The organism is Rhodococcus sp. 008 (assembly GCF_001682295.1).
GTDB lineage: Bacteria > Actinomycetota > Actinomycetes > Mycobacteriales > Mycobacteriaceae > Rhodococcus_F > Rhodococcus_F qingshengii.
Genome location: NZ_CP012749.1, coordinates 3,538,664 through 3,562,161 on the forward strand (window position 1 = coordinate 3,538,664; position 23,498 = coordinate 3,562,161).

The window sequence follows — 23,498 nt, forward strand, 5'->3', positions numbered from 1 at the left end:
TTCTACTCCGTTCAGATGAAACTTTGTTGCATATTCGGGTTTCGTCAACGGAGGACGGCATGGGCATCACAGTGCAGACACGGAACGATGGTGCGCAGCTCAAACGGCGCAGGGCGCTCGTCGCCGGCTCCGTCGGAAATTTCATCGAGTGGTACGAGTTCGGTGTGTACGGGTTCTTCGCGACAATCATCGCGTCGAACTTCTTCAGCGCCGACGGTTCCGGCGACCTCGAAAGCCTGATCAAGACGTATGCGTCGTTTGCGTTGGCGTTTTTCTTCCGCCCAGTGGGGGCCGCGCTGTTCGGTCGACTCGGTGACCGCATCGGCCGACGTCCCACCCTGGTGATCGTTCTTCTGCTGATGTCGGCTGCGACGACCCTGATCGGTGTGCTCCCCACCTACGAGAGCGTCGGAATTCTGGCACCGCTTCTCTTGACGGTCCTTCGAATTCTGCAGGGATTGTCGGCCGGTGGTGAGTTCGGCGGTGCGGTGTCGGTGATGACCGAGTTCGCTCCGCCCGGACGACGTGGGCTGTACGGCTCGTGGCAGTCGTTCACCGTCGCACTCGGACTGCTCGCCGGTGCGGGTATCGCAGCACTCCTCGCCACTGTCCTCGACCCGTCACAGCTCGGTGACTGGGGCTGGCGTATCCCGTTCCTCCTTGCACTGCCGATGGGGCTGGTTGCCCTGTGGCTCAGGCTCCGGCTCGAAGAAACGCCGTCGTTCGAGCGTGCTCGATCAGTCCAGTCCGAACCGACAGCTGATGCGCCGGCGCCGGTAGTGCAGCCGACTGTCGGAGAGACGGCCAGGGCGATTCTGCTCGGAATCGGGCGGTTGATGGGGTGGTCTGCTGCCGGTTACACGTTCCTCGTCGTGATGCCGACTTATCTTCAGAGTTCGCTCAACGCGACTTTCCATCAGGCACTTGTTGCTTCCGTGCTCGCCAATGCGGGCTTCGCGGTGACCATTCCGATCGCGGGTGGACTCAGCGATCGCATCGGACGACGCGCGGTCATTCTCACCGGCACCGTGATAATTCTGGTCTTGGCTCTGCCGCTGCTCAACGTCCTGCAGAACGAGCAGACGTCTTTGACAGCCAAGGGATTTGCAGTGTTTGCCGCCGGCGCCGCAGTGGGACTTGTTGCCGGACCCGGACCCGCCATGCTCTCCGAGATGTTCCCCACCTCGGTTCGGTACACCGGATTGGGACTCGCATACTCCCTGTCCAACGCGGTCTTTTCGGGCTGCGCCGGTTTGATCATCACGTGGCTGATCAAGGAAACTTCCAATCTCGATATTCCGGCCTACTTCGTGATGGCAACGTGCGCCGTCAGCGCGATCGCCTTGAGTACCTTGCGAGGGAATGCCCACAAGCGGGCACTCGTCGACTGACCGCAGTTCTTCCGAATGCCGAAACGATGCGAGTAAGGGATATTTCATGAGAGTCATCGGTCTGATGTCCGGTACTTCGTACGACGCTATCGATGCTGCCGCAGCAGACATCCGGATCGACGGGGACACTCTTGTGCTCACCCCACTGGGCATGGTCAGCGAACCGTATTCCGGTGAGTTGCGGGCTGCGGTGGCGGCTGCGGTACCGCCGGCGTCCACCACTGTCGGTCAGATCTGCCAACTCGACACCGAGATCGGACAGGCATTTGCGGCCGTGGCTGCGCGGGCGAACGAGGAACTGTGCGGTGGCAGTGCGGAGTTGATCTCCTCACATGGTCAGACGATGTTCCACTGGGTCGAAGGAGCGCAAGTAAAGGGCACTCTTCAGCTCGGGCAGCCGGCCTGGATAGCCGAGAAGACCGGATGCACGGTCGTGTCGGACCTGCGCTCTCGCGACGTGGCGACGGGTGGTCAGGGTGCACCACTGGTCAGTGCGTTCGACGTATTGTGGCTCAACGGAAGAACTTCGGGTTCCGTCGCGCTCAATCTCGGTGGCATCGCGAACGTCACTGCTCCGGGAGGCGCTCCGACATCGACGGCAGATGGTGCCGCAGTACCGATTGCCTTCGACACCGGCCCCGCAAATGCGTTGATCGACGCTGCGGTAAGCGAATTCACCGCGGGGGAGCAGTGGTTCGATCTCGGAGGTGCTCTGGGCGCAGCCGGCACACCGAACGTCGATCTGCTCGCACAACTACTGAGCGAACCGTATTACGCGCAGCCCGCTCCCAAGAGCACAGGCAAGGAATTGTTCCATCGGGACTACCTACTCGCCGCACTGCGGGGCTACGAATCCTTGTCTCTGGCCGACATCGTCGCGACACTGACTGCACTGACCGCCCGGACCGTCGCCGATTCCGTCAAAGCGCTGGCGGCTACCGAAGTGGTGGTGTCAGGCGGTGGCACCAAGAACCCGACGTTGATGGCGATGCTCCGTGACGAACTGGGCGACATCGCGCTTGTCTCTTCGGACGAGCTCGGCGTCACTTCCGACATCAAGGAAGCATTGGCTTTCGCGGTTCTCGGCTATCTCACCGCACACGGATTGCCTGGAAGCATTGCTTCGTGCACCGGTGCGCGTCACGCCAGTGTGCTCGGATCTCTGACGCCAGGAAGCCGTGGGCTGCCTAGAATCACATCGGTGCCGTCAGCTCCGAAAACGATGCGAATCGAGGCGTTATGACTTTGGACCGGAGTGCTCCGGCGTCCGTCGACCTGCTTGCTCGTATTCGTGCATCACTGAGTAGCCTCTCGCCTGCCGAGCTGCGGATCGCCGAAATCATCGAAGCCGACCCCAGTCTGGCCTCCACCCTGACGGTCAACGACCTCGCCGAACGAGCGTCGACAAGCACGGCGACAGTGGTCCGCACAGCCAAACGACTCGGTTTCGAGGGTTATCCACAGCTTCGTCTCGCGCTGGCGGCGATCAGCGGGTCCGGTACAGAGAACACGATTCCGCTCGGTGTGGACATCGTTGCTGCCGACTCGGCCGGTGAGGTGATGGCCAAGCTCGCCGAGTTCGAATCCGAACAACTCAAGGGCACGGCGCAATTGACAGATCCTGCTGCGCTCGAAGAAGTTGTGTCCCGGATTCGATCCGCCCGCCGCGTCGAGGTCTACGGCATCGGCGCCTCTGGCATCGTCGCGCAAGACCTCACGTTGAAGCTCTCTCGCATCGACGTCAACTGCCGGGTTCATCTCGACCGAGACGCGGCCATGGTCAGCGCCAGCTTGCTCGGACCGGACGACATCGCAGTGGGGATCTCACATTCGGGTGAGACTTCGGATGTCGTGGAACCACTTGCCCTTGCGCGTCGAACCGGGGCGTCGACGGCTGCGATCACCGGAGGGGTACGATCGACGCTCGCCGTGCAGTCACATCACGTTCTGCTCACTGCCGGTAGAGAATTCGGTTTCCGATCGGCTGCGATGGCAAGCCGCACCGGTCAGCTGTTGGTAGTCGACACAATTTTTGCGATGGTGGCGCACTCGCTGCCCAGCGCACTCTCTGCTCTGCAACGAAGCCATGATGCCATTGCTTCGAAGCGGCACTGACGAGGAGTCGTCGCTGTGAGTACTGACGAGGAGTCGTCGCTGTGAGTACTGACGAGGAGTCGTCGTAATGAATATCGATCGAGGAGGACTCGCCACAATGCAATTGGAAATGCTCTCCACCGAGAGACCCAACCCTCTGACCCACGATCTCGATGTCATGTCGGTGTCTGGTCTGCTGACGGTGATGAATCAACAGGACGCAATCGTGGCCGGCGCGGTGGCAGCGGTACTACCCGCCATCGAAGCCGCAGTCGACTTGATCGTCGCGGCCCGAGCACAAGGTGGTCGACTGATCTACCTGGGAGCGGGGACAAGTGGGCGTCTGGGAGTTCTCGACGCAGTGGAATGCCCTCCGACGTTCGGGACCGATCCGGGCGAGGTGATCGGCATCATCGCCGGTGGCCCAGGAGCGTTTCTGAACGCCGTCGAGGGGGCAGAGGACGATCCGCGAGCGGCTGGGGTCGATCTCGACGCAATCTCGTTGAACGCCAACGACGTCGTGGTGGGTCTGGCTGCCAGCGGTCGTACCCCCTACGTCATCGGGGGACTCGATCACGCCCGCGAACTCGGCGCTGCAACAGTGGCAGTCTCGTGCAACCGGAACGCGGCAATGAGTTCTCACGCCGGCGTGGCCATCGAAGTGGAGACCGGCCCCGAGATCCTCACCGGATCGACGAGGCTCAAGGCCGGAACTGCGCAGAAGATGGTGTGCAACATGCTCTCCACGGCGAGTATGGTTCGCTCCGGGAAGGCATTCCACAATCTGATGGTCGATCTTCGGCCGACCAATGCCAAGCTTGTCGATCGTGCGAACCGGATCGTCGCGGCAGCCACCGGAGTCGATACCGAGATCGCTGCGGAGACCATCGACGATGCCGATGGTCATGTGAAGGCAGCGGTCGTCATGTTGTTGGCCGAATGCGACTTCGCCGAAGCAACCGAACTGTTGGACCGCGCTTCGGGTTCGGTACGTGAGGCCATCGTCGGAGCCGGCAAGAGCAGTGAGGAAGTCTGAATGGAAATCGTCATAGTTCCCAGTCCTGAGGACGGCGGGCGAATCGCTGCCGATATCGTGTGCGGCGCAATCGAAAACGGAGCGCGGACGCTCGGCCTCGCGACCGGATCGTCACCGCTGCACACGTATCGAGAGCTGATCAAGAGGCATCGAGAATCGGGAGTGTCGTTCGCGGCGATGAGCGCGTATCTTCTCGACGAGTATGTAGGTCTCACGTCCGATCAGCCGCAGTCCTACGCGCACACCATCCGCACGGAACTCGTGGATCACCTCGACATCGACAATGCGCGAGTGTTCAGCCCCGACGGCGGGGCCGCGGATCCCAGTGACGCTGCCCGGCGCTACGACGCTGCCATCGCCGAAAACGGTCCCATCGACGTGCAGATCCTCGGCATCGGCCTGAACGGACACATCGGTTTCAACGAGCCCTCCTCCTCGCTTGCATCGCGCACCCGAGTGAAGACCTTGACCGAGAGGACCCGCGCCGACAATGCACGGTTCTTCGCAGACCCAGCCGACGTACCGCATCATGTGATCACGCAAGGGCTCGGAACCATCAGTGATGCACGGCATCTCGTCCTGATCGCGGACGGCGCCCGCAAAGCGCCCGCCGTCCGGGCCGCGGTCGAAGGTCCGGTCTCGGCATTCTGCCCGGCGTCGGTGCTGCAGCTGCATCCACACGTGACCGTCATAGTCGACGAGGCAGCTGCCGGCGAACTCCAACTAGCGGACTTCTACCGCTACACAACCGAGCACAAGCCTGCAGAGCAAGGTTACTGAAAAGCGGGCTGCTGAAAGCGGACTTGATCTCCAGCGCAGTTGAGGTCCTAGCCTCGGGGGATGATCAACGCCAGAGGTCCAGCGGTATCCCCGCCTGCGGCGCCCCGATTCTTCTCACCACCGCTCAGTGTCGCGATCGTCGGAGCGGGGCCGGCGGGAATCCACGCCGCCGGCGCTCTCGCCGAACTTGCGCCCGGCACCAAGACAGACGTGTTCGAGCGTCTACCGACGCCGTACGGACTGGTGCGCTACGGTCTCGCACCAGGGCACCCCGAGTCCGAAAAGTTCGCCCATTCTCTGCACACCACGCTGGTCGCCAGTGAGTTCCGGCTGTTCTGCAACGTGGAGATCGGAAAGGACCTTTCCGTCGATGACCTACGTTCGTCCTACGATGCCGTGATCATTGCAACCGGTGCGCCGCGGGATGCACCTCTCGACATTCCCGGCGTCGAGCTTCCAGGTTCTTTCGGTGGCGCCGAGTTTGTCGGTTGGTACAACGATCACCCGGACAGCTCGCCGCAGTGGCCGCTGAACGCGGAATCGGTCGCAGTGATCGGAGGTGGCAACGTCGCACTCGACGTCACCCGTATGCTCCTCGCCGAGGCGCAATCGCTGCAGGCCACGGACGTCTCCGACCAAGTTCGGGAAGGGATCGCCGGCAGTCGAGTTCGCGAAGTACACATCTTTGTCCGGCGCGGACCAGCCGACGCTCGCTTCTCCCCGAACGAGTTGCGCGCTCTCGGTGAACTACCCGGCGTAGATGTTGTCGTCGATTCTGTCGATGTCGTACCGGACCGGCATGTCGAGCGGATGACCAAACAGTTGGTGCACACCCGACTGGCAGTCGAGACACTCCGTGGTTTCGCGGACACTGCGCCTGCCGACCGAACTGCCCAGCGTCGAGTTCACCTGCACTTCTACCGACAGCCCGTGGAGATTCTCGGCAACGGGAAAGTCGAGGCACTCCGCGTCGAGCGGACAGTCCCGGACGGATACGGTCACGTCACCGCTTCGGGTATCTGTACCGACTATCCGGTTCAAGCTGTGTACCGGGCAATCGGATTTCTCGGGACGCCACTTGCCGGGGTGCCTTTCGATCACGGACGCGGCAATGTTGCGCACCAGGGCGGCGCAGCGGTCGACGAGAGCGGCTCGCCGATCGTAGGTTTGTTCGTGACGGGCTGGATGAAGCGAGGTGCCGCCGGGCTGATCGGTGCGGCTCGGCCTGATGCACGCCAAACCGTCGAAACCTTGCTGCGACAGTTGGATTCGGCATACGAGCGTCGAGCCGGCCACGGCCGGATCGCGGAGGTCCTCAGGGCCGGCAGAGTGGTGCCCGTCGATTGGGACGGATGGCTTCGCATCGATGCCGCCGAACGTGCCCTCGGTGTGAAGCATGGGCGTGATCGGATCAAAATCAAAGAGCGCGACGAACTCGTTCGCATCGGCACGGAGTCGGCAGTTCACGCCGAATAGATTCGCTGGGGTCTGGAGTACCACCGGGGTTACGCTGAAGTGAGTCACTCCGATTCATTGTGATCGAGGTGCGGAACAGAAGTGTCATGAATGAACGTGGTGCGCAGGCCAGTGACGCGACAATCGCGAGCGGGCCCCTGACCGAACGGGGCACCGTCACCGAGTTGCGCCCCTCAACGCTGCCGGTGATGCGTGACGGCCAGAACGGTGCAGACGGCCTCGGCCGCCTTGTGGCGGATTGGGAGGAGGGACGAACCCCGTCCGACCTGAGCGACTATCTGCCTGATCCAGCCAAGATTCGTCGGGCGGCGCTGATCGAACTGGTCGGAATCGACATGGAGTACCGCTGGCTGAAAAATGATTGCCCGAAACGGCTCACGGATTACTGTGCCGAGTATCCCGAATTACTCGAAGAACCATTACCGGCCGAGCTCCTGTACGAGGAGTTCCGGCTGCGGAAGCAGGGTGGGGAGGACGTCGCAGCAGCCGAGTACCTCAGCGAGTTTCCCTTGCAGGCAGAGAGTTTCGAGCAGATGTTCGACCGTGATTCGATGGCCGGTCGCGAAGACGTGATGATGTTGGGACTCTCGGGTTTCGACGAGTTCGAAATCGGGCAGCACCTGGACGATTTCGAGCTGGTGTTGGAACTCGGGCACGGCGCATTCGCCCGAGTGTTCCTCGCTCGGCAACTCTCGATGCAGCGGTGGGTTGCGTTGAAAATCTCGCGCAACGTCGGAGTCGAGCCGCAGACTCTCGCCCAGCTCGACCATCCCAACATCGTCCGGGTCTTCGATCAACGGTTGCTCGAGGAACGCGCACTGCGAGTCCTGTTCATGGAATACGTGCCGGGTGGGACCCTGCTCGACGTGGTCAAACTTGTCCGCGTGACACCGCAGGCGCAGCGGTCCGGACAACTACTTCTCGACGCCATCGACAAGACCCTGGCGAAGAAGGGAGAGATGAAGCCCAGCGAGACGAGCCTGAGGAGCGAGATCGCTGCGATGTCGTGGCCGGAGACCGTGGCCTGGATGGGGATGCGACTTGCCGATGCCCTCGAGTATGCGCGGGAGCACGGCGTATTACATCGGGACATCAAGCCGGCGAACGTACTGCTCAGTGTCGAAGGCATCCCCAAGCTCGCCGACTTCAACGTCAGCTCGAGCGAGGAGGTTTCGACCGAGGACGCTGCTTGTTTTGTCGGAGGCTCGCTTGCCTACATGTCTCCGGAGCAATTGGAGGCCTGTGCGGTGGGGGCGCCTGGCACACTCGACACCCGTAGCGACATTTACGCACTCGGCGTGATGTTGTGGGAACTCCTCACCGGGAGTAGGCCTTTCACGGACGACGGATCGGGGGAGAACCCACCGTCGCCCAAGAAGGCGCTCGAGGCCCGCCGGCGCGGGGTGGATCCCGCAGCCGAGGCACGGCTACCGGACGACTGTCCGCCGGCGCTGCGCCGAGTTCTGGTCAAGTCTCTCTCGCCGGAGAGAGACGGAAGGTGGTCTGGCGGCCGAAAGTTGGCTCGTCAGTTCGCACTGTGTCTGGACCGGTCTGCTCGCAATCTTGTGGACCCACCGGAAGGGAGCCCACGTTCGACGTTGTGGAAGTGGGCGCTGCCGATAGTGCTTGCCGCGATCGGAATTCCAAATCTTCTTGCGGCGGGCTACAACTACTACTACAACAAGATGCTGATCATCTCGGGTCTCTCGCCGCAGGCTCAGCAGCATCTCGAGCAGGTTCATCTGGTCATCGGGGTGGCTGCGTTCTCTCTCGGTGCCGCAGCGATCCTGTATTGGTGTCGGCTTGCACTCACCGTGCCTCACGGACTGCGCAACGGTCAGACGTACAGCGCGGAGGTCTTGAACAAAGCGCGTACCGCGACGCTGAATGTCGGACATCGCGCGGTGGTGATCGCATTCGGTCTGTGGGTTCTGGCCGGTATCGCATATCCGGTCGCATTGCAGATTGCCGCCGGCGGAATTCCGCAGCGAGCCTACGTGCACCTGATGTCGTCGCTGGCGGTGTGCGGCGCCGTCGCAGTCGCGTATCCGTTCTTCATCCTGACGTACTACTCGGTTCGATGTCTGTATCCGATCTTGTTGTCACACGGCGAGTTACGAAGCGACGACGGACGCGATATTCGCTCGTTGGGTCGGAGCAGCACGCGTTACCTCGCAGTCGCGGCGTCGGTTCCACTGGTGGGAATCGCGGGGCTCAGTTTTGTCGGTTCGGGTGCCGGTGAGGAACTCAACGCAACAGTCCGTGCGCTGTGTTTGGGCGGTATCGCCGGATTCATCGTTGTGTATCAACTGTTTCGACGGATCGAAAGTGATCTCCGAGCACTGCTGCGCGTCGTGTCTCTCGAGGTGTCGGCGTCTCCGTAAGTGCCGAACAACCGTATTCGAGTCGGCCTATGTGGAAGTGCTCTTGCGTGGTCGGCTGCGACGAACTGCTTTGGCGGGAGGCGGAGACTTCTCTTCCGATTCTTCCTGAGGGTCGTCGCGCCAGTGAATCTCGATTTCTATCTCGACTTCGTTGCCGTCGACTTCGATCTCGAGTTCCCACCGAACCTGTTCCGGAACACTGATTTCGATCGAGTCCCCACCCGACCCCAGCTCCACTTCCGATCCACTGGCGAGGGCTTGGCCGAGGGCGATGAGTCGGTCGGCGACTTCCTGCCGTGAGAGTTCTGACTTCCTCTTGATCTCCAGTTTGGGCACGAGCACTCCTGACCTCGGCGGATTCTCCCTTTCACGGTAGTTGGACGAAGGGGAGATTGTCGGAGTTTGTGGAACCACACAGCAGGACGCGTCGACGCACAACAAACCTGAAGGCGGTGTGGGGACGCCAGAAAGAGCGAGGAATCCGGCTCACTTCCCGCACGGACGAATCGGTCGGGAGGGCCCTGTCAGCGATGATTTTCGCGAAAGTCTGGGTTCAGTCCAGAAGATTGCGCAATAGTGGAAAGGTGCCTTCGACGCCGGATTATGCAGCCCAACTGCGTAACGCTGAGCTTCGCGTGACTCGTCCCAGAGTCACGGTGCTCGAGGTTGTGCATGCACGCCCACACGCAGCCACCGAGACTGTCTTCGATGCTGTGCGGGCTGTTCTGCCGGGGGTGTCGCGGCAGGCGGTCTACGACGTGTTGCACGCTCTCACCGACGCCGGGCTGATCAGGCGGATCCAACCGTCCGGATCGGTGGCGCTGTACGAGTCACGCGTCGGCGACAACCATCATCACGTCGTCTGCCGGTCCTGTGGGGTCGTTGCAGATGTCGACTGCGCAGTCGGAGAGGCACCGTGTTTGACGCCGTCGGCGCACAACGGTTTCGTTCTCGACGAAGCCGAGGTCATTTACTGGGGCCTGTGTCCCGACTGCTCGACAACTCAGAGTTTGCGATCACAAACGTGATCGAAGTCCGTTCTACTCGCTCATGGAGGGATTACCGTGTCCGATAGTTGCCCGGTTGCTCACGACGGAAACACCGAGAGCACCAGCGAAAGTGAAAACCCCGCAATCCCGTCTCCGACGCCTACCGGGAATCGTCCGAGAACAAACAGCGACTGGTGGCCGAATCAGCCGGATCTCTCTGTCTTGCATTCACATTCGTCGAAGTCGAATCCGATGGGTGCCGACTTCGATTACGCCCAGGAATTCGCCAAGCTCGATATCGAGGCGCTAAAGCGCGACGTCATCGCGTTGATGACGGCGTCGCAGGATTGGTGGCCGGCCGACTACGGGCACTACGGCGGACTCTTCGTGCGTATGAGCTGGCATGCTGCCGGCACCTATCGCATTGCAGACGGCCGCGGCGGTGGCGGCCAAGGTGCTCAGCGTTTCGCCCCGCTCAACAGTTGGCCGGACAACGCCAGCCTCGACAAGGCCCGGCGCCTGCTTTGGCCCGTGAAGCAGAAGTACGGAAAGCAGGTTTCTTGGGCCGACCTGCTGGTGTTCGCGGGCAACTGCGCCCTGGAGTCGATGGGGTTCAAGACCTTCGGCTTCGGATTCGGCCGAGAAGACATCTGGGAGCCCGAGGAGATCTACTGGGGTCCCGAGGACACCTGGCTCGGCGACGAGCGTTACAGCGGAGACCGTGAGCTGTCCGGACCGCTCGGAGCCGTGCAGATGGGCCTGATCTACGTCAATCCCGAAGGACCCAACGGGCAACCGGATCCGGTAGCGGCCGCCCGCGACATCCGAGAAACGTTCGCCCGCATGGCGATGAACGACGTGGAGACAGCTGCGCTGATCGCCGGCGGTCACACCTTCGGCAAGACGCACGGAGCCGGACCGGCCGACCTCGTCGGACCGGAACCGGAAGGTGCTCCCATCGAGCAGCAGGGACTGGGCTGGAAGAGTGCCTTCGGCACGGGTGTGGGTAAGGACGCGATCACCAGTGGTCTCGAAGTCGTGTGGACTCCCACTCCGACGAAGTGGGACAACACCTTCTTGGAGATTCTGTACGGCTACGACTGGGAGCTGACCAAGAGTCCGGCGGGTGCGTGGCAGTGGATTCCGAAGGACGGCGCGGGGGCGGGCACCATCCCGGATCCGTTCGATTCGTCGGCCGGACGCACCCCGACGATGCTGACGACCGACCTGTCCCTACGCCTGGATCCGACGTACGAGAAGATCACCCGGCGCTGGCTCGATCATCCGGAAGAATTCGCCGAAGAGTTCGCCAAGGCTTGGTACAAGCTCCTTCACCGTGACATGGGACCGGTCACGCGCTACCTGGGACCTTGGGTTCCCGAGCCGCAGCTGTGGCAGGACCCGGTTCCCTCGGCCGATGATCAACTGATCGGGGACGCAGACATCGCGATCCTCAAGAGTCGACTTCTCGACTCCGGGCTGTCCATTTCGCAGTTGGTATCGACGGCGTGGGCGTCTGCCGCGAGCTTCCGCAGCACGGACATGCGCGGCGGCGCCAACGGTGCGCGAATCCGACTGGAGCCGCAGAAGAATTGGGAAGTCAACGAGCCCGCAGCTCTCTCCGCGGTGCTTCAGACTCTCGAGCGGGTTCAGCAGGACTTCAACCAGGCTGGTGGAGCCAAGGTTTCTCTCGCCGACCTGATCGTTCTGGGTGGTACAGCGGCCGTCGAACAGGCTGCGAAGAACGCCGGACAGGACATCACGGTCTCGTTCACTCCGGGACGTACGGACGCAACGCAGGAGCAGACAGACGTCGACTCGTTCGAGGTACTCGAACCCCGGGCCGACGGATTCCGGAACTACCTCAAGGGAGGCGAGAAGATTCCGGCAGAGATTCTGTTGGTCGACCGCGCGTACATGCTGTCGCTGACCCCGCCCGAGGTGACAGTGCTGGTCGGCGGACTTCGCGCGCTGAACGCGAACTTCGGCAATACCCGTCACGGGGTGTTCACCGATCGTCCCGAGACGTTGACCAACGATTTCTTCGTCAACCTTCTCGACATGGGTACCGAGTGGAAGCCGTCGAAGACGGACGAAAACGTCTACGACGGTGTTGATCGCGTGACGGGCGATCCGAAGTACACGGCAACTGCGGTCGATCTCGTTTTCGGATCGAATTCGCAACTGCGTGCACTCGCCGAGGTGTACGCCAGTGCAGACGCCAAGCAGAAGTTCGCCGAGGACTTCGCCGCAGCCTGGACCAAGGTGATGGACCTCGACCGGTTCGACGTGAACTGATCCAGCAGATCGTCGACGACGCCCCGCGAGCTTGTTCTCGCGGGGCGCCGTCATTTCACGCGCACGATAGCGTGGTCGTGTGGCCGATCAATTTGCGCTGGTACCAGCGGTGTACGTGCTGTTCTGTCGAAGCGACCCGGTACAACGGCGCGAGGTGCTGCTGCAATTGCGCGAGGGCACGGGATTCATGGACGGATACTGGGCTCACGCTGCTGCGGGCCACGTCGAACTGGGGGAGTCGGCGATCGACGCTGCCGTTCGGGAGGCTGCGGAAGAACTTGGTGTCGAGTTGCTTTCCTCGGAACTGAAGCCGCTGACCGTGTTGCATCGCCGCCACGCGGACGGGAGCGAACCGGTGGATCATCGAGTGGACTTCTTCTACGAATGCCGCACGTGGTCGGGTGAACCACGCCGGATGGAGCCGTTGAAATCTGCAGATCTGCGGTGGTGGCCGGTTGACGAACTTCCGGAGAAGTTGGTCGACCACGAGCGTTTCGTAATCGAAGCCCATCACTCCGGTCAGCTCGCACCCATCCACAGTTACGGCTTCTGACCGGGTGAGGATCTGATTCAGGCTTCGCTGGCAACGATGACCGGGCAGTGTGCTTTTCGAATCATCGCACTGCTCGTGGTGCCGAGAGCGGTGTCGTCGAACGAACCTCGTCCGCGCCGGCCCACGACGAGAAGCCGTGCCTCGGTGGAGAGTTGTTCAAGAATGGCAACCGAGGGGCCGTCGAACTCGATCTGACGGATCGCGACGCCAGGGTAGAGCGTGGCCCAACCCGACAGTTGCCACGTCAGCGGCGTCGAGTGCTGGGGCGAGTGCCCGGATGCGACGTCTCGACGCAGCTCGGCCTCTGGCGGCGCTGCGTGCACGACGACCAGTTCGGTGTTCGCTGCCTCTGCTTCCTTGAATGCGATGGCCAGAGCGCTTTCGCTGTAGGCGCTTCCGTCCAAACCGACGACAACCGGCAAGGCTGCCGCAGCGCTGCTTTCACGCGGTGTTCCGACTCTTGCGAACGAACATGTCGGTCCAGGTGCGGCGGGATCGTCCTGTGTTGCGACGATCAAGGCGGCCTCAGCTGTCAGCGCGGTGAGAATTGCGGTGTTCTCCCCGGAGATCAGATCGGTCCGGATCCGAAGATCTGGCGACACCGACTCGGCGATCTGAATGGCCTCCATGAACAGGCCGGTCGGCGATGCCGAGGTGTTCAGATCGGCGCTCGGAGCTACGAAAACGATTCGCATCCAGAGACCGTGGCGATGTGCGAACTCAGCCGCCCACGTGATCTCGCCGGGGCGCAGCGGGGATCCGTCGATGCACACGACCACCGCTCCGTCCGCGGACCACTCCGAGGTGATGAGATCAGTCGATAGTTCGGGCTTCATCGTGAACTCCTCGAGCTGTGTCTGTTGAATGCGAACTAGCTTGCAGGACAGTGCCGAACAGCAATCCTGCGACGACTATCGAGCACGCGGCAGTCGTCAGGGGCAACCACACGAGCGTCGTGACAGCGAACATGAGCACGAGCAACGGGGCGAGGAGATGGCCGGGTTTCGCTCGGCATTCGTGGTGCTGCTTTTCTGCCCAGGCTCGGTACTTCGTGCCGTCATTCATGTTGTTTCACCTCAGTTCTCACGTCGGAAACCGACTTGTGACCAAGCAGTCCGACATGCGCCTCGTCGCGCATTCTTTCGACCATGTGGGGGTAGTGCAGTTCGAATGCCGGCCGCTCACTGCGGATTCGGGGAAGTTCGGTGAAGTTGTGTCGCGGTGGTGGGCAGGACGTCGCCCATTCGAGCGAGTTTCCGAAGCCCCAAGGATCGTCGACGGTCACAATTCGGCCGTACCGGTAGCTCTTGAAAACGTTCCAGATGAACGGAATCGTCGAGGCTCCGAGCACAAACGCGCCGATGGTCGAGATCGTGTTGAGAAGAGTGAAATTGTCCGATGGCAGGTAGTCCGCGTACCGCCGAGGCATGCCCTGGGCGCCGAGCCAATGCTGGACGAGAAATGTTGCGTGAAAGCCGATCAGGGTCAACCAGAAATGGATCTTGGCGAGCTTCTCGTCCAACATCCGGCCGGTCATTTTCGGGAACCAGAAGTAGATTCCGGCGTATGTCGCGAACGCGATTGTCCCGAAGAGGACGTAATGGAAATGCGCGACAACAAAGTACGAGTCGGTGACATGAAAGTCCAAGGGCGGGCTGGCAAGGATGACGCCGGAGAGTCCGCCGAACAGGAATGTGACCAGGAAGCCGACGGAGAACAGCATGGGCGATTCGAAAGTCAACTGCCCCTTCCACATGGTGCCGATCCAGTTGAAGAACTTGACTCCGGTGGGAACTGCGATCAGGAAGGTCATGAACGAGAAGTAGGGGAGGAGAACGGCGCCGGTTGCGTACATGTGGTGCGCCCACACAGCGATCGACAGTGCAGCAATTCCCAATGTTGCGTAGACCAATCCGGTGTATCCGAAGATCGGCTTGCGGCTGAAGACGGGGAAGATCTCCGAGACTATGCCGAAGAACGGCAGCGCCAGAATGTAGACCTCGGGATGGCCGAAGAACCAGAACAGGTGCTGCCACAACATGACTCCACCGGTGGCGGGGTCGAACAGGTGCGCTCCCAGGTGCCGGTCCACCCACAGTCCGATCAAGGCAGCAGCGAGCAGCGGAAAAACGAGGAGGATCAGCATGCTGGCGACCAGCGCATTCCACGTGAAGATCGGCATGCGGAACATCGTCATACCCGGGGCGCGCAGGCAGACGATCGTCGAAACGATGTTGACTGCGCCGAGGATGGTGCCGACCCCACCGAGAGCGAGACCGATGATCCACAGGTCGGCGCCCATGCCGGGGGAGTGGAGTTCGCTGGTGAGCGGTACGTAGGCGGTCCAGCCGAAATCTGCCGCACCACCAGGTGTTACGAATCCGGCGGACGCGATCAGGCCGCCGAAGAGATAGAGCCAGTAGCTGAAGGCGTTGAGTCGCGGGAAACACACGTCCGGCGACCCGATCTGCAGTGGCATGAGGTAGTTGGCGAATCCGAAGAACACCGGGGTCGCGTACAGCAGGAGCATGATCGTGCCGTGCATGGTGAACAACTGGTTGTACTGCTCGTTGGACAGGAATTGCATTCCCGGAACGGTCAATTCCATGCGCATGAGTAGTGCCATCAGTCCGCCGATCAAGAAGAAGGCAAACGATGTCACGATGTACATCAGACCGATCATCTTGTGATCGGTGGTCCTGAGGATCTCGACCAGTTTCGAACCCTTCGGAGCGGTTCGGGGAATTGCATCGGCGGGAGAATCGACCTCACCGACCGGCCGGGGTGCGAGATCAACCACGACGGCCGCCTACGCACATCGACGTGACGAAAGACCGAGAATGCCTGGGACTGTGGAACATAACGCAATGATCGTGGCGACCGGGAACTCGGACGAGGGGAAAAGGTCCCTAGGATCGGAACAGAGGCATGGCGTAGATCACGTGGTCCGGTACGGTCGAGAGAGTTGTCTTCACGAGCGGAAAGAAAGCGAGATGGTCATGGCATGTCGTATCAGTGAACTGGTGCTCGGTTGCCGGGAACCCGAGGTGCTGGGCCGGTTCTGGTGCGAGGTCCTGGACTTCGTCGTGCTCGATCGAATGGACGACGGTTCGTTGGAGATCGGCCCACGCGAAGGGTTCGGCGGTCCGCAGCCGACGATCATCCTCAGTCGCAGAGACGAACCGGAGAAGGGTAAGCCCCGCCTGCATATCGACGTCAACGCCACCGATCGCGATCAGGAGGCCGAACTGGAACGCCTGTTGAGTCTTGGTGCGCGGCCGGCCGACATCGGCCAGACAGGGCACGAACAATGGCACGTCCTGGCCGATCCGGAAGGTAACGAGTTCTGCCTGCTCAAGGCCCAACTGGATCCGCTCTGACGCTCAACGATGCTGGATCGGCAACGGACTTCGCCTGGGGCTCAGCGGAACACGCCACACCAGTTCGGTGACACCGTTCTCGCTGGTGATGTTGCTCGAGCCTCCGCACTGACGAGCGCGGGTCGCCAGGTTGTCGAGACCGTGGATTCTGGTTGCCTGGTCGATTCCCACACCGTCGTCGACGATGCTGATGACAAGCTCCTCGGTGGCCCGGATGGTGACGTCGATGGCATCGGCATGTGCATGCCGCAGAGCGTTGCTCAAGCCCTCGCGCACAACGGCTTCGGCGTGCGGGGCAAGTCGAGACGGGACGGAACTGTCGATGGTTCCCTCGAAAGTGACGCTGGGAGTGATCGACGAGTGGCCGGACAGACCGTTGACGGCATCGAGTAGTCGCCGCCGCAGGCTTGTGGGAGTAGACATCTCGCTCGTATGGAGGTCGAAGACTGCGGTGCGGATTTCACGGACTGTTCGATCGAGTTGATCCACAGAGGTGTCCAATACGGTTCGAACGGTGTCCTCGTCGCCTGGACGTTGCAGCACCCCCTGCAAACTCAACCCGGTGGCGAACAGCTGTTGGATGACGTGGTCATGGAGATCCCGCGCGATTCGGTCGCGATCTTCGAGGACGTCGACCAGTCTTTCTTTCCGTTGCTGTTCTGCGAATTCGACAGTGACAGAAGCGATGTCTGCCATCGCCGTCAGTTGCTCGATCTCGTCCACTCCCCACGGGCGGTTGCTGCGGCGTGACGCGAAGAGAACACCGCCGCCGAACGAGGTCCCGGAGAGGGGGAGTGCGACCACTGATTCGTCGCCGGAAACATTCAGTGCCGGAACGGAACTGCCATGTGGTGCAGAGATCGGCCGCCGGCTCCGCGCAGCGTCGTCGATCACGGTCCCGGACAGATCGACGGCTGATCCGGTCGCGGGGACAGGCTGGGAATCAGCAGCATCGGCGACGTGGACTACCGGCTCTCTGCCGAGGTCGTAGCGAACGACGCACACAAGATTTCCATCCGTGAGGTGCCGCGTCGTCCGAACCAGTTCCGATAGCGTCTCGTCGCGGGATCCGCCGCTGAGCAGACGTGCATTGACGGCGGCGACGGCCTTGAGCCAGGCTTCTCGCGTCCGGGATTCCTCGAACAGACGCGCATTGTCGATGGCGATGCTCGCAGCATTTGCCAGAATCTGGAGTACAGCCTCGTCGCGGTCGTCGAATGCAGTCCGTTCCGAGCTGTCCGCGAGGTAGATGCTGCCGAACACCTCGCCCCTGACGAAGATCGGAACACCGAGAAACGTGTCCATCGGCGGATGATTGGTCGGAAACCCTGCCGAGGACGGATGCGAGGAGATTCGGTCGGTTCGAACCGGGCACGGTTCTCGAACGACCAGGCCCAGCAGGCCGTGTCCTTCGGGAAGATGCCCGATTTTGGCAACCTGCCCCTGAGTCAAACCGGAGTGGATGAATCGGGACAAGCGTCCGTCGGGGGATTTCACGCCGAGCGCGCCGTAGTCCGCTTCGAGGAGATGTCGCGCGACGTCGACTATCTGTTGCAGGGTTTCGTCGAGCTGGAGTGTGGACCCGACGGTCAACACGGCACTGAGCAGTTTGGGAATTGCAGTCGGGTTGAGAGCAGTCAGCTCCGCGCTTCCGGCGATGTCGCCGAAAAGGCTGAGCATGAGCGCGTCGCGGCTACCTGGCATGGTGCGTGCCCGTGGTGGCGGAGAAGGGCGAGCCGGACGGCGTCAGCAGGTGAGTGGTCGCCTGGCCGGAAGGATCCGGGTGCGAAGTGCCCGCACGAAGCTTTGTCGCCAGAACTGCGGCCTGCGTTCGACGTTCGAGACCCAGTTTCTCGAGGATGCGTGAGACGTAGTTCTTGACTGTTTTCTCCGAGAGTTCTGCGTGCGAGCTGATCTCTCGATTGCTCAGTCCCTTGCCGATCAACTCGAAGATCAAGAGCTCCTGATCGGTCAACAGGGCTGCCGCAGTACCCGACTCCTGTTCGGACCGGATGCGCCGGACCAAACCGATCACCGCCTGGGTGTTCAACAGCGACTTGCCGGTAGCAACCGTGCGGATCGCCGACACCAGGTCGTGGCCGCGGATGTTCTTGAGGACGAATCCTCGTGCGCCGGCGATCAGGGCGTCGAGCAGTGCGTCGTCGTCGGAGTACGACGTGAGCATCAAAGTGGCGGCGCTCGGGTAGGTCGACGCCAGTTCTCGGCACAGTTCCACACCGTTACCGTCGGGAAGTCTGACGTCCATGACAACCACGTCGGGTCGGCATTCGGGTATTCCGGCCGAGGCTTCGCGAACACACGACGCCTCGCCAACAACATTGAATCCCGATACCTGATTCAACAGGTCTGCCAATCCACGACGGACGATCTCGTGGTCGTCGACCAGATAGATGCCGATCGTCACGGTGGTCACCTCTTCCAGCTCACGCCTGCCGTCGATGTTACCGGACGGTAATGTCCCGACAGGATCGGGTTGTCCGACCGATGGTCGACAAAAAACCCGCGTCGAAGGGTGCGAGACCGAGTCTCGATTGCACAGAGTCAAAGGTCCCGACCGTTACGAGATCTGAATCACCCAGATCTCGTGAGGCGGTGGGTGTGAGCTGAATGTGATTGCACCGGTGGCTGTTCGATCCGCTCAGTCGACGGGAGCGAGTTCGACGGAGACGTAGACACCCTTGCCTTTTCGGTGTGCGAGTGCCTCGCCGGGGCGATCGATACCGTCCAGTTGGAGAACGATCGGACCTTGTTCCGGGTAGAAATTGCGCCACCAACTCTTCTTGTCCGGCATGGCAACGCCGATCGTCACATGGTCGCCTTTTCGTTTGTAGGACACGGGCGCGCTGAAGGTGCGACCGGACTTGCGTCCGACGTAGGTGATGACGGTCATGGAACGGCCCAGTAGTTTGCCTACGATCGGAGCGCCGATCAGTGGTTGGACCACTACGTTCACGGCGGCGGATACACGTTGGAAAGTGTTCACGAGAAGCCCTTTCACGACGAATGCTGCACGAATTCGAATCCTGCACGGAAATGGTGCGTGCAGTAGTTCTATCCTGCTCGACCGGGATTGTCGCGTGGGCAGAAATTGGTACAAACCGGTGTGCCGAAGCGAGTAGCGTGGGGTACGTCGAGGGTCATTCGAATATGCGCGGTCAAGCCATGTCGTCCTCGACGCCAACCCGGTCTGTGGTCGAACGGCCGAGAACTGGAGCGCCGGTATGGCGTCGAACCCGTCCGATGTGTCGAATGCACGAGGGCAATCCGAGTCGACTGACGAGGATCAGAAAACACCGTCGATCTGCCCGGCGTGTCAGCACAGTATGAAATCCCACGATCCGCTCGGGGTTCGCTTCTGCGCAGTGACTGCCGACCGCGGTCTCGATCGAAAGTGCATCTGCGCTGCAGATCGCGAGGAGATGCAGCACTATTCGCGCTACTGAGGTGCATCCTGCATCCCAATCGGAGACGCACCGACCTGTAGTCGCCGACAGTGCTGGATGCCCCGAACCCGCCCTCGTCTATCGACGATCAGCACGTGGTGGTGATGTGTGCGTAGTGCACTTTTACCTGTACGACGTGCAGGGCTGCAATGTGTATGTGCGCTGCCCGCCGCGCTCAGAGGTGACCGGATAGACCGCCGGTCGCGGTGTGTGCTCGCTTCGCCGAACGACTACCTGCTCCAACGCTGCCGTGCTTACTCGATCAGATCCACCTCCCAATTCGTTCGTTGAATCTGTGTATCGACCTCGCGAATCTCGCGGGCGAGGTCGTCCGCGATTGCCCGAAGTTCGGTGACGGGGACTGCCGCGACATAGACCAATTCTGATCGGAGTTGACGACCGTAACCTCGCTCTTCGCGCCCCGACGCGGCGTCCGCAGCGGCATTGACTGCAGAGTGTCTCAGACGCAGCACATCTCGATGGGCGAGTGCATCTGTGACAGTGCCGTTTCCGAGGATCGCCTGCGCATTGGTTCGATTGATCGCGCGCATCAACCATTCGAGTTCGCTCAGAGTTGACGTCAGCTCTTCGAGAAGGACGGCGGCGTCTTCGGCGGGAACTTCTCCCTCCTGGTGGCGTGCATTGTCGACGATCCGCTCGCGCAAGTGCGCAACCTTGCGAGTGGTGTCACTGCGTAGCGCCAGTGCCTCTGCCAGTTTCATGGATGAAGCTCCTGCTCTGACCTGAATCGGGAACTCCAAGCTAGCACTCGATTGACAACCTGGGTCGGATTCCATTGTCTTGCTGCGTTCTTCCCAGTTCAGCATTCGAATCACCTTGGAGACAGCTGGTGCTGCGTGTCCTTCGATGAAGCGATGCAGCCGGTGGAGCACGCTGCGCACGGTCTCGGGTCGACGGGGCGGGCGAGGCATACGATGGTCCGCCGTCGATCTCGCGGTTCAGGCGAGATAGTCGCCACGAGACGAGTTAGAGTGCGCCTTTCCTATTTGTTCGTCTTCGGGAGGCCAGGGGGATTGACCAGCGACTTGTCGACTGCCTCGTTGGTGATCTTCCATCGCTCGAGAACTTGCTCGTATGTGCCGTTTTCGATGAGATGATCTATCGCCTCGCTGATCGGTTGTACCAAGCCGTTGTCTTTCTTGACCAGTACACCGATCTGGCCCAACGCGGCCTCACCGGCTCCGGAGAACTGACCGATCACTTCGTTCTCGCCAGTCTGTGCAGCGTGAAACTGCGATGACGGGTTGGGGCCGAAGTAAGCGTCGATTCGACCGGAAGACAGCGGCAGGTAGTAGTCAGTGGTCTTCTGGTACACGGTGATTTCAGCGGGAGCACGCCCAGCTGCGAGGTTGTCCTCATTCCACTTCACCAGCAAAGCCTCCTGATTGGTGGCAGCGCCGACTCCGATCTTCAGTCCGGCGATGTCTTCCGGCTTCTCGAGTGAGAGATTCCTGTCCTTTCTGACCTCGAACGCGAGAGTGTCGAGGCGGTACGTCGCGAAGTCGTATTTCTCTTTGCGCTCTTCGGTGACCGTCACGTTGGAGATGAACGCATCTGCGTCTCCCGAATCGATCCGCACCGAATTCTGCGCCCAATCCGCGACCTGAAGGTCGATTTTCAGCCCGAGCACCTCTGCAATCAAATACGCGAAGTCGGTCTCGGAACCGATGACAGTCTTGTCGTCGTCGGCATAGAAGCGCAACGGTGGAGCGGTTCCAGCGTTGCCGGTGATTCGGATCGTGCCCCGGTCGCGGAACTCCTGAGGGACCTTCGCTGCGATCGAATCAACCTTGTCGGTGCTGATGCGGTTCTGCTCGGCCGACAAGTTGATACTGGATGTTGTTGCACCGGAGTGTTGCCCGGTCGATTCTTCATCTGGGCTTCCGCAAGCGGTACCCAGGAGAGTAACTGTGGCCAGGGTAGAGATCAGAAGCGTTGCGGTGCGAGGACGGGTGAACATCGGGTTCCTTCCGGGAAGAGGGTTTGTCGAAGCAGGTTGTCGAGATCACGAAGTGTGGGCTAGCTCTTCCACGCATCCACGAAGTCCACCGAGTAGAGATCGGCTTGGATGCGCAGGTCGTGAACCGCGGAAGTCGTCGCGTAGATCAGCGAAGAGGCGTGCAACGGGATCGCCAGTGCCTGATCGGCAATCAGTTCCTGAATCTCCTTCAACACTCCGTTTCTCGCATCGACGTCTACGGTCTGAGATTGTTTGACCAGCAATGCATTCAGCTCCGGAGTCGAGGCGATGCCTTTGGTCGAGCCGAGAGTGGGACTGAACACCAGCAGTACGTCACCGTCGGCGCGCAAGCTCTGGAAGTAGATCGATTCCCATGTGCCGTCGGTTCTCGCGGCGTTGTCCTCGGCAGTCGAGCGAGGTTGCAAGTTCACTGCAACTCCGATGTCGCGCAGCTGAGATTGGATCAGTTCGAACTGCGATTGGGGGAGGTGGTTGCGGTAGGCCAATTCGACGGTCAGTTTCTCACCGTCCTTGGTTCGGAATCCGTCACCGCCGACTGTCCATCCACTGGCGTCCAGCAGTGACTTCGCACCCGACGGGTCATAGGTGTACTCGGACGACAGATCGGTGTAGCCGGGCGCTTTCACCGACAAGATGCTTCGCGCTTTCTCGTCACTCGGTGTGTAGGTGGTGTCGATGATCTGCTGGGTATCGATGCCCTTCACCAAAGCACGCCGCACGTTCAGGTCCGCAAGTACCGGCGCGAACGTGGGGTTGAGCAAGAGCGAGTCGTTGATGCCGGCAGCAAGGGACGGGATGACAGTGAGTCCGGCGCCTTCTGCCCGGTCGACGTCTGTGCTCGGAATGTCGATCGCGGCGTCCAGTTGTCCTGACGTCAAACCGCCGATTCGCACCGAGGATTCGGGGACCACCAAAAAGGTGATCGAATCCAGATAGGCCTCTCCCTTGTTCTTGTTGAGTGAGGATCCCCAGTGGTACCCGTCCCGACGAGCGAGGACGACCTTCGCGTTGGTCTCCAGTTCTTTCTGTACGAACGGGCCGGAAGCGATAACGCCCTGGGCGCAGCGTTCTTCGGGCGTCTTCTTCAACGATTCCGGTGCGATGATGGCGAGCGTGTCGGAGCGGGCGGCTTGAAGGAAGCCCGCTGACGGTTCCGAGAAATTGAGTGCGACAGTGGAAGCGTCGAGTACCTCCGCTCCAGTGAAGTTTGCGAGATGTGACTTCGCAGTGGTCGCGAAGCCACTGTCTCCCAGTCTCTTCTGGCTTTCGAAGTTGTCCGCGACAACCTGCGCATCCAGACGCTCGCCGTTGCTGAAGGTCACGCCGTCCCGCAGAGCGAAGACGAATCGTCGACCGTCGTTCCGGACCTCCCAGGACGTCGCCAACCAAGGCACTATCTCCCCGGTCTCGAGGTTCTGGTCGACGAGTTTGTCGTAGAGTGGATGGAATGCCGTAGCAGTTTGACCGTTCAGGGTCTTGTCGATGCACGGTGGAAACGTATTGATCGCAAAGGTCAGATCGCCCCCTGACACGGGCTCGGAGTCGGCGCTCGCAGCTGGCGTTGCAGTGCTGCAGCCGGCTGCAACTGCAAGCGTCGACGCCAGGATGGCGACTCGGATCGGTATGGATGAAAGCCGCGACGTCGTCATGG

22 protein-coding genes are annotated in these 23,498 nt (G+C 61.2%); 12 read left to right on the top strand and 10 right to left on the bottom strand.

The features are described 5' to 3' along the window. The first annotated feature begins 59 nt into the window (after positions 1 to 59). The 7 genes from AOT96_RS16445 (at position 60) to AOT96_RS16475 (ending at position 9,161) form a co-directional block, all read left to right on the top strand. Entirely contained in the window at positions 60 to 1,391 is a 1,332-nt protein-coding gene (locus AOT96_RS16445) for an MFS transporter (protein ID WP_065352029.1), read from the top strand. 46 nt (positions 1,392 to 1,437) lie between these two features. Further along, positions 1,438 to 2,634 carry an anhydro-N-acetylmuramic acid kinase gene (locus AOT96_RS16450; protein ID WP_042452394.1) on the top strand — a complete coding sequence of 399 codons (1,197 nt, stop codon included), beginning with the start codon at positions 1,438 to 1,440 and terminating at the stop codon, positions 2,632 to 2,634. Next, a complete protein-coding gene (locus tag AOT96_RS16455; RefSeq protein ID WP_047269009.1) occupies positions 2,631 to 3,506 on the top strand; it encodes a MurR/RpiR family transcriptional regulator in 876 nt (291 codons plus the stop codon). Before AOT96_RS16450 ends, AOT96_RS16455 begins: the two co-directional genes overlap by 4 nt. Positions 3,507 to 3,603: 97 nt before the next feature. Continuing rightward, a complete protein-coding gene (murQ, locus tag AOT96_RS16460) occupies positions 3,604 to 4,521 on the top strand; it encodes an N-acetylmuramic acid 6-phosphate etherase (protein ID WP_065352030.1) in 918 nt (305 codons plus the stop codon). Further along, positions 4,522 to 5,301 carry a glucosamine-6-phosphate deaminase gene (nagB, locus tag AOT96_RS16465; RefSeq protein WP_003941456.1) on the top strand — a complete coding sequence of 260 codons (780 nt, stop codon included), beginning with the start codon at positions 4,522 to 4,524 and terminating at the stop codon, positions 5,299 to 5,301. It begins immediately after the preceding gene. A 60-nt stretch (positions 5,302 to 5,361) separates the two neighbouring features. Beyond that, positions 5,362 to 6,777 carry an FAD-dependent oxidoreductase gene (locus AOT96_RS16470; protein ID WP_042452389.1) on the top strand — a complete coding sequence of 472 codons (1,416 nt, stop codon included), beginning with the start codon at positions 5,362 to 5,364 and terminating at the stop codon, positions 6,775 to 6,777. 86 nt (positions 6,778 to 6,863) lie between these two features. Beyond that, positions 6,864 to 9,161 carry a serine/threonine-protein kinase gene (locus AOT96_RS16475; protein WP_042452385.1) on the top strand — a complete coding sequence of 766 codons (2,298 nt, stop codon included), beginning with the start codon at positions 6,864 to 6,866 and terminating at the stop codon, positions 9,159 to 9,161. A 27-nt stretch (positions 9,162 to 9,188) separates the two neighbouring features. Here the strand turns inward: AOT96_RS16475 and AOT96_RS16480 are convergent, their stop codons facing one another. After that, complete coding sequence (locus AOT96_RS16480) at positions 9,189 to 9,497, bottom strand: amphi-Trp domain-containing protein (RefSeq protein WP_007726426.1); 309 nt, start codon at positions 9,495 to 9,497, stop codon at positions 9,189 to 9,191. Positions 9,498 to 9,745: 248 nt separating this feature from the next. On the opposite strand from AOT96_RS16480, the gene AOT96_RS16485 reads away from it, so the two are divergent. The 3 genes from AOT96_RS16485 to AOT96_RS16495 all read left to right on the top strand — a co-directional run bounded on the left by AOT96_RS16485 (position 9,746) and on the right by AOT96_RS16495 (position 13,001). Further along, on the top strand, positions 9,746 to 10,189 hold the full coding sequence (locus AOT96_RS16485) for a Fur family transcriptional regulator (protein WP_037129600.1): 444 nt from the start codon (positions 9,746 to 9,748) through the stop codon (positions 10,187 to 10,189). Between the two features lie 36 nt (positions 10,190 to 10,225). After that, positions 10,226 to 12,448, top strand: a complete 2,223-nt coding sequence (katG, locus tag AOT96_RS16490; RefSeq protein ID WP_007726429.1) for a catalase/peroxidase HPI — start codon at positions 10,226 to 10,228, stop codon at positions 12,446 to 12,448. 79 nt (positions 12,449 to 12,527) lie between these two features. Continuing rightward, positions 12,528 to 13,001, top strand: coding sequence for an NUDIX hydrolase (locus AOT96_RS16495; protein WP_007726430.1), 474 nt, complete (start codon positions 12,528 to 12,530; stop codon positions 12,999 to 13,001). Between the two features lie 17 nt (positions 13,002 to 13,018). On the opposite strand, the gene AOT96_RS16500 is transcribed toward AOT96_RS16495, so the two are convergent. From AOT96_RS16500 to ctaD, 3 genes are read right to left on the bottom strand one after another with little or no spacing between them, the layout of a single operon-like run. Further along, on the bottom strand, positions 13,019 to 13,837 hold the full coding sequence (locus AOT96_RS16500; RefSeq protein WP_007726432.1) for a universal stress protein: 819 nt from the start codon (positions 13,835 to 13,837) through the stop codon (positions 13,019 to 13,021). Next, the gene (locus AOT96_RS16505; protein WP_007726433.1) at positions 13,815 to 14,066 is read right to left on the bottom strand and encodes a hypothetical protein; all 252 of its coding nucleotides are present in this window, start codon (positions 14,064 to 14,066) and stop codon (positions 13,815 to 13,817) included. Before AOT96_RS16505 ends, AOT96_RS16500 begins: the two co-directional genes overlap by 23 nt. Continuing rightward, entirely contained in the window at positions 14,059 to 15,801 is a 1,743-nt protein-coding gene (gene ctaD / locus AOT96_RS16510; RefSeq protein WP_007726434.1) for an aa3-type cytochrome oxidase subunit I, read from the bottom strand. Before ctaD ends, AOT96_RS16505 begins: the two co-directional genes overlap by 8 nt. A gap of 199 nt (positions 15,802 to 16,000) precedes the next feature. On the opposite strand from ctaD, the gene AOT96_RS16515 reads away from it, so the two are divergent. Further along, a complete protein-coding gene (locus tag AOT96_RS16515) occupies positions 16,001 to 16,381 on the top strand; it encodes a VOC family protein (protein ID WP_007726436.1) in 381 nt (126 codons plus the stop codon). 3 nt (positions 16,382 to 16,384) lie between these two features. On the opposite strand, the gene AOT96_RS16520 is transcribed toward AOT96_RS16515, so the two are convergent. The 3 genes from AOT96_RS16520 to AOT96_RS16530 all read right to left on the bottom strand — a co-directional run bounded on the left by AOT96_RS16520 (position 16,385) and on the right by AOT96_RS16530 (position 19,385). Then, on the bottom strand, positions 16,385 to 18,085 hold the full coding sequence (locus AOT96_RS16520; protein ID WP_064114281.1) for a sensor histidine kinase: 1,701 nt from the start codon (positions 18,083 to 18,085) through the stop codon (positions 16,385 to 16,387). Further along, entirely contained in the window at positions 18,075 to 18,806 is a 732-nt protein-coding gene (locus tag AOT96_RS16525) for a response regulator transcription factor (RefSeq protein WP_039972719.1), read from the bottom strand. The genes AOT96_RS16520 and AOT96_RS16525 overlap by 11 nt, the downstream gene beginning before the upstream one ends. A gap of 234 nt (positions 18,807 to 19,040) precedes the next feature. Then, complete coding sequence (locus AOT96_RS16530) at positions 19,041 to 19,385, bottom strand: nitroreductase/quinone reductase family protein (RefSeq protein WP_037129595.1); 345 nt, start codon at positions 19,383 to 19,385, stop codon at positions 19,041 to 19,043. 238 nt (positions 19,386 to 19,623) lie between these two features. On the opposite strand from AOT96_RS16530, the gene AOT96_RS34715 reads away from it, so the two are divergent. Then, positions 19,624 to 19,845 (top strand): RGCVC family protein, encoded by a 222-nt coding sequence (locus AOT96_RS34715; RefSeq protein ID WP_042925672.1) that lies wholly within the window; start codon positions 19,624 to 19,626, stop codon positions 19,843 to 19,845. Positions 19,846 to 20,099: 254 nt separating this feature from the next. On the opposite strand, the gene AOT96_RS16540 is transcribed toward AOT96_RS34715, so the two are convergent. From AOT96_RS16540 to AOT96_RS16550, 3 genes are all read right to left on the bottom strand, one after another. Beyond that, positions 20,100 to 20,567 carry a DIP1984 family protein gene (locus tag AOT96_RS16540; protein ID WP_007726442.1) on the bottom strand — a complete coding sequence of 156 codons (468 nt, stop codon included), beginning with the start codon at positions 20,565 to 20,567 and terminating at the stop codon, positions 20,100 to 20,102. Positions 20,568 to 20,848: 281 nt separating this feature from the next. Continuing rightward, positions 20,849 to 21,826, bottom strand: coding sequence for an ABC transporter substrate-binding protein (locus AOT96_RS16545; RefSeq protein ID WP_007726443.1), 978 nt, complete (start codon positions 21,824 to 21,826; stop codon positions 20,849 to 20,851). A gap of 59 nt (positions 21,827 to 21,885) precedes the next feature. Next, entirely contained in the window at positions 21,886 to 23,496 is a 1,611-nt protein-coding gene (locus AOT96_RS16550; protein WP_065352861.1) for an ABC transporter substrate-binding protein, read from the bottom strand. Positions 23,497 to 23,498: the final 2 nt, after the last annotated feature.

Coding starts and splice junctions, on each gene's coding strand:
- AOT96_RS34715 (WP_042925672.1), top strand. CDS start 19,624: ATGGCGTCGAACCCGTCCGATGTGTCGAATGCACGAGGGCAATCCGAG.
- AOT96_RS16500 (WP_007726432.1), bottom strand. CDS start 13,837: ATGAAGCCCGAACTATCGACTGATCTCATCACCTCGGAGTGGTCCGCG.
- AOT96_RS16550 (WP_065352861.1), bottom strand. CDS start 23,496: ATGACGACGTCGCGGCTTTCATCCATACCGATCCGAGTCGCCATCCTG.
- nagB (WP_003941456.1), top strand. CDS start 4,522: ATGGAAATCGTCATAGTTCCCAGTCCTGAGGACGGCGGGCGAATCGCT.
- AOT96_RS16445 (WP_065352029.1), top strand. CDS start 60: ATGGGCATCACAGTGCAGACACGGAACGATGGTGCGCAGCTCAAACGG.
- AOT96_RS16540 (WP_007726442.1), bottom strand. CDS start 20,567: ATGAAACTGGCAGAGGCACTGGCGCTACGCAGTGACACCACTCGCAAG.
- murQ (WP_065352030.1), top strand. CDS start 3,604: ATGCAATTGGAAATGCTCTCCACCGAGAGACCCAACCCTCTGACCCAC.
- AOT96_RS16520 (WP_064114281.1), bottom strand. CDS start 18,085: ATGCCAGGTAGCCGCGACGCGCTCATGCTCAGCCTTTTCGGCGACATC.
- AOT96_RS16455 (WP_047269009.1), top strand. CDS start 2,631: ATGACTTTGGACCGGAGTGCTCCGGCGTCCGTCGACCTGCTTGCTCGT.
- AOT96_RS16545 (WP_007726443.1), bottom strand. CDS start 21,826: ATGTTCACCCGTCCTCGCACCGCAACGCTTCTGATCTCTACCCTGGCC.
- AOT96_RS16475 (WP_042452385.1), top strand. CDS start 6,864: ATGAATGAACGTGGTGCGCAGGCCAGTGACGCGACAATCGCGAGCGGG.
- AOT96_RS16470 (WP_042452389.1), top strand. CDS start 5,362: ATGATCAACGCCAGAGGTCCAGCGGTATCCCCGCCTGCGGCGCCCCGA.
- AOT96_RS16505 (WP_007726433.1), bottom strand. CDS start 14,066: ATGAATGACGGCACGAAGTACCGAGCCTGGGCAGAAAAGCAGCACCAC.
- AOT96_RS16515 (WP_007726436.1), top strand. CDS start 16,001: ATGGCATGTCGTATCAGTGAACTGGTGCTCGGTTGCCGGGAACCCGAG.
- AOT96_RS16450 (WP_042452394.1), top strand. CDS start 1,438: ATGAGAGTCATCGGTCTGATGTCCGGTACTTCGTACGACGCTATCGAT.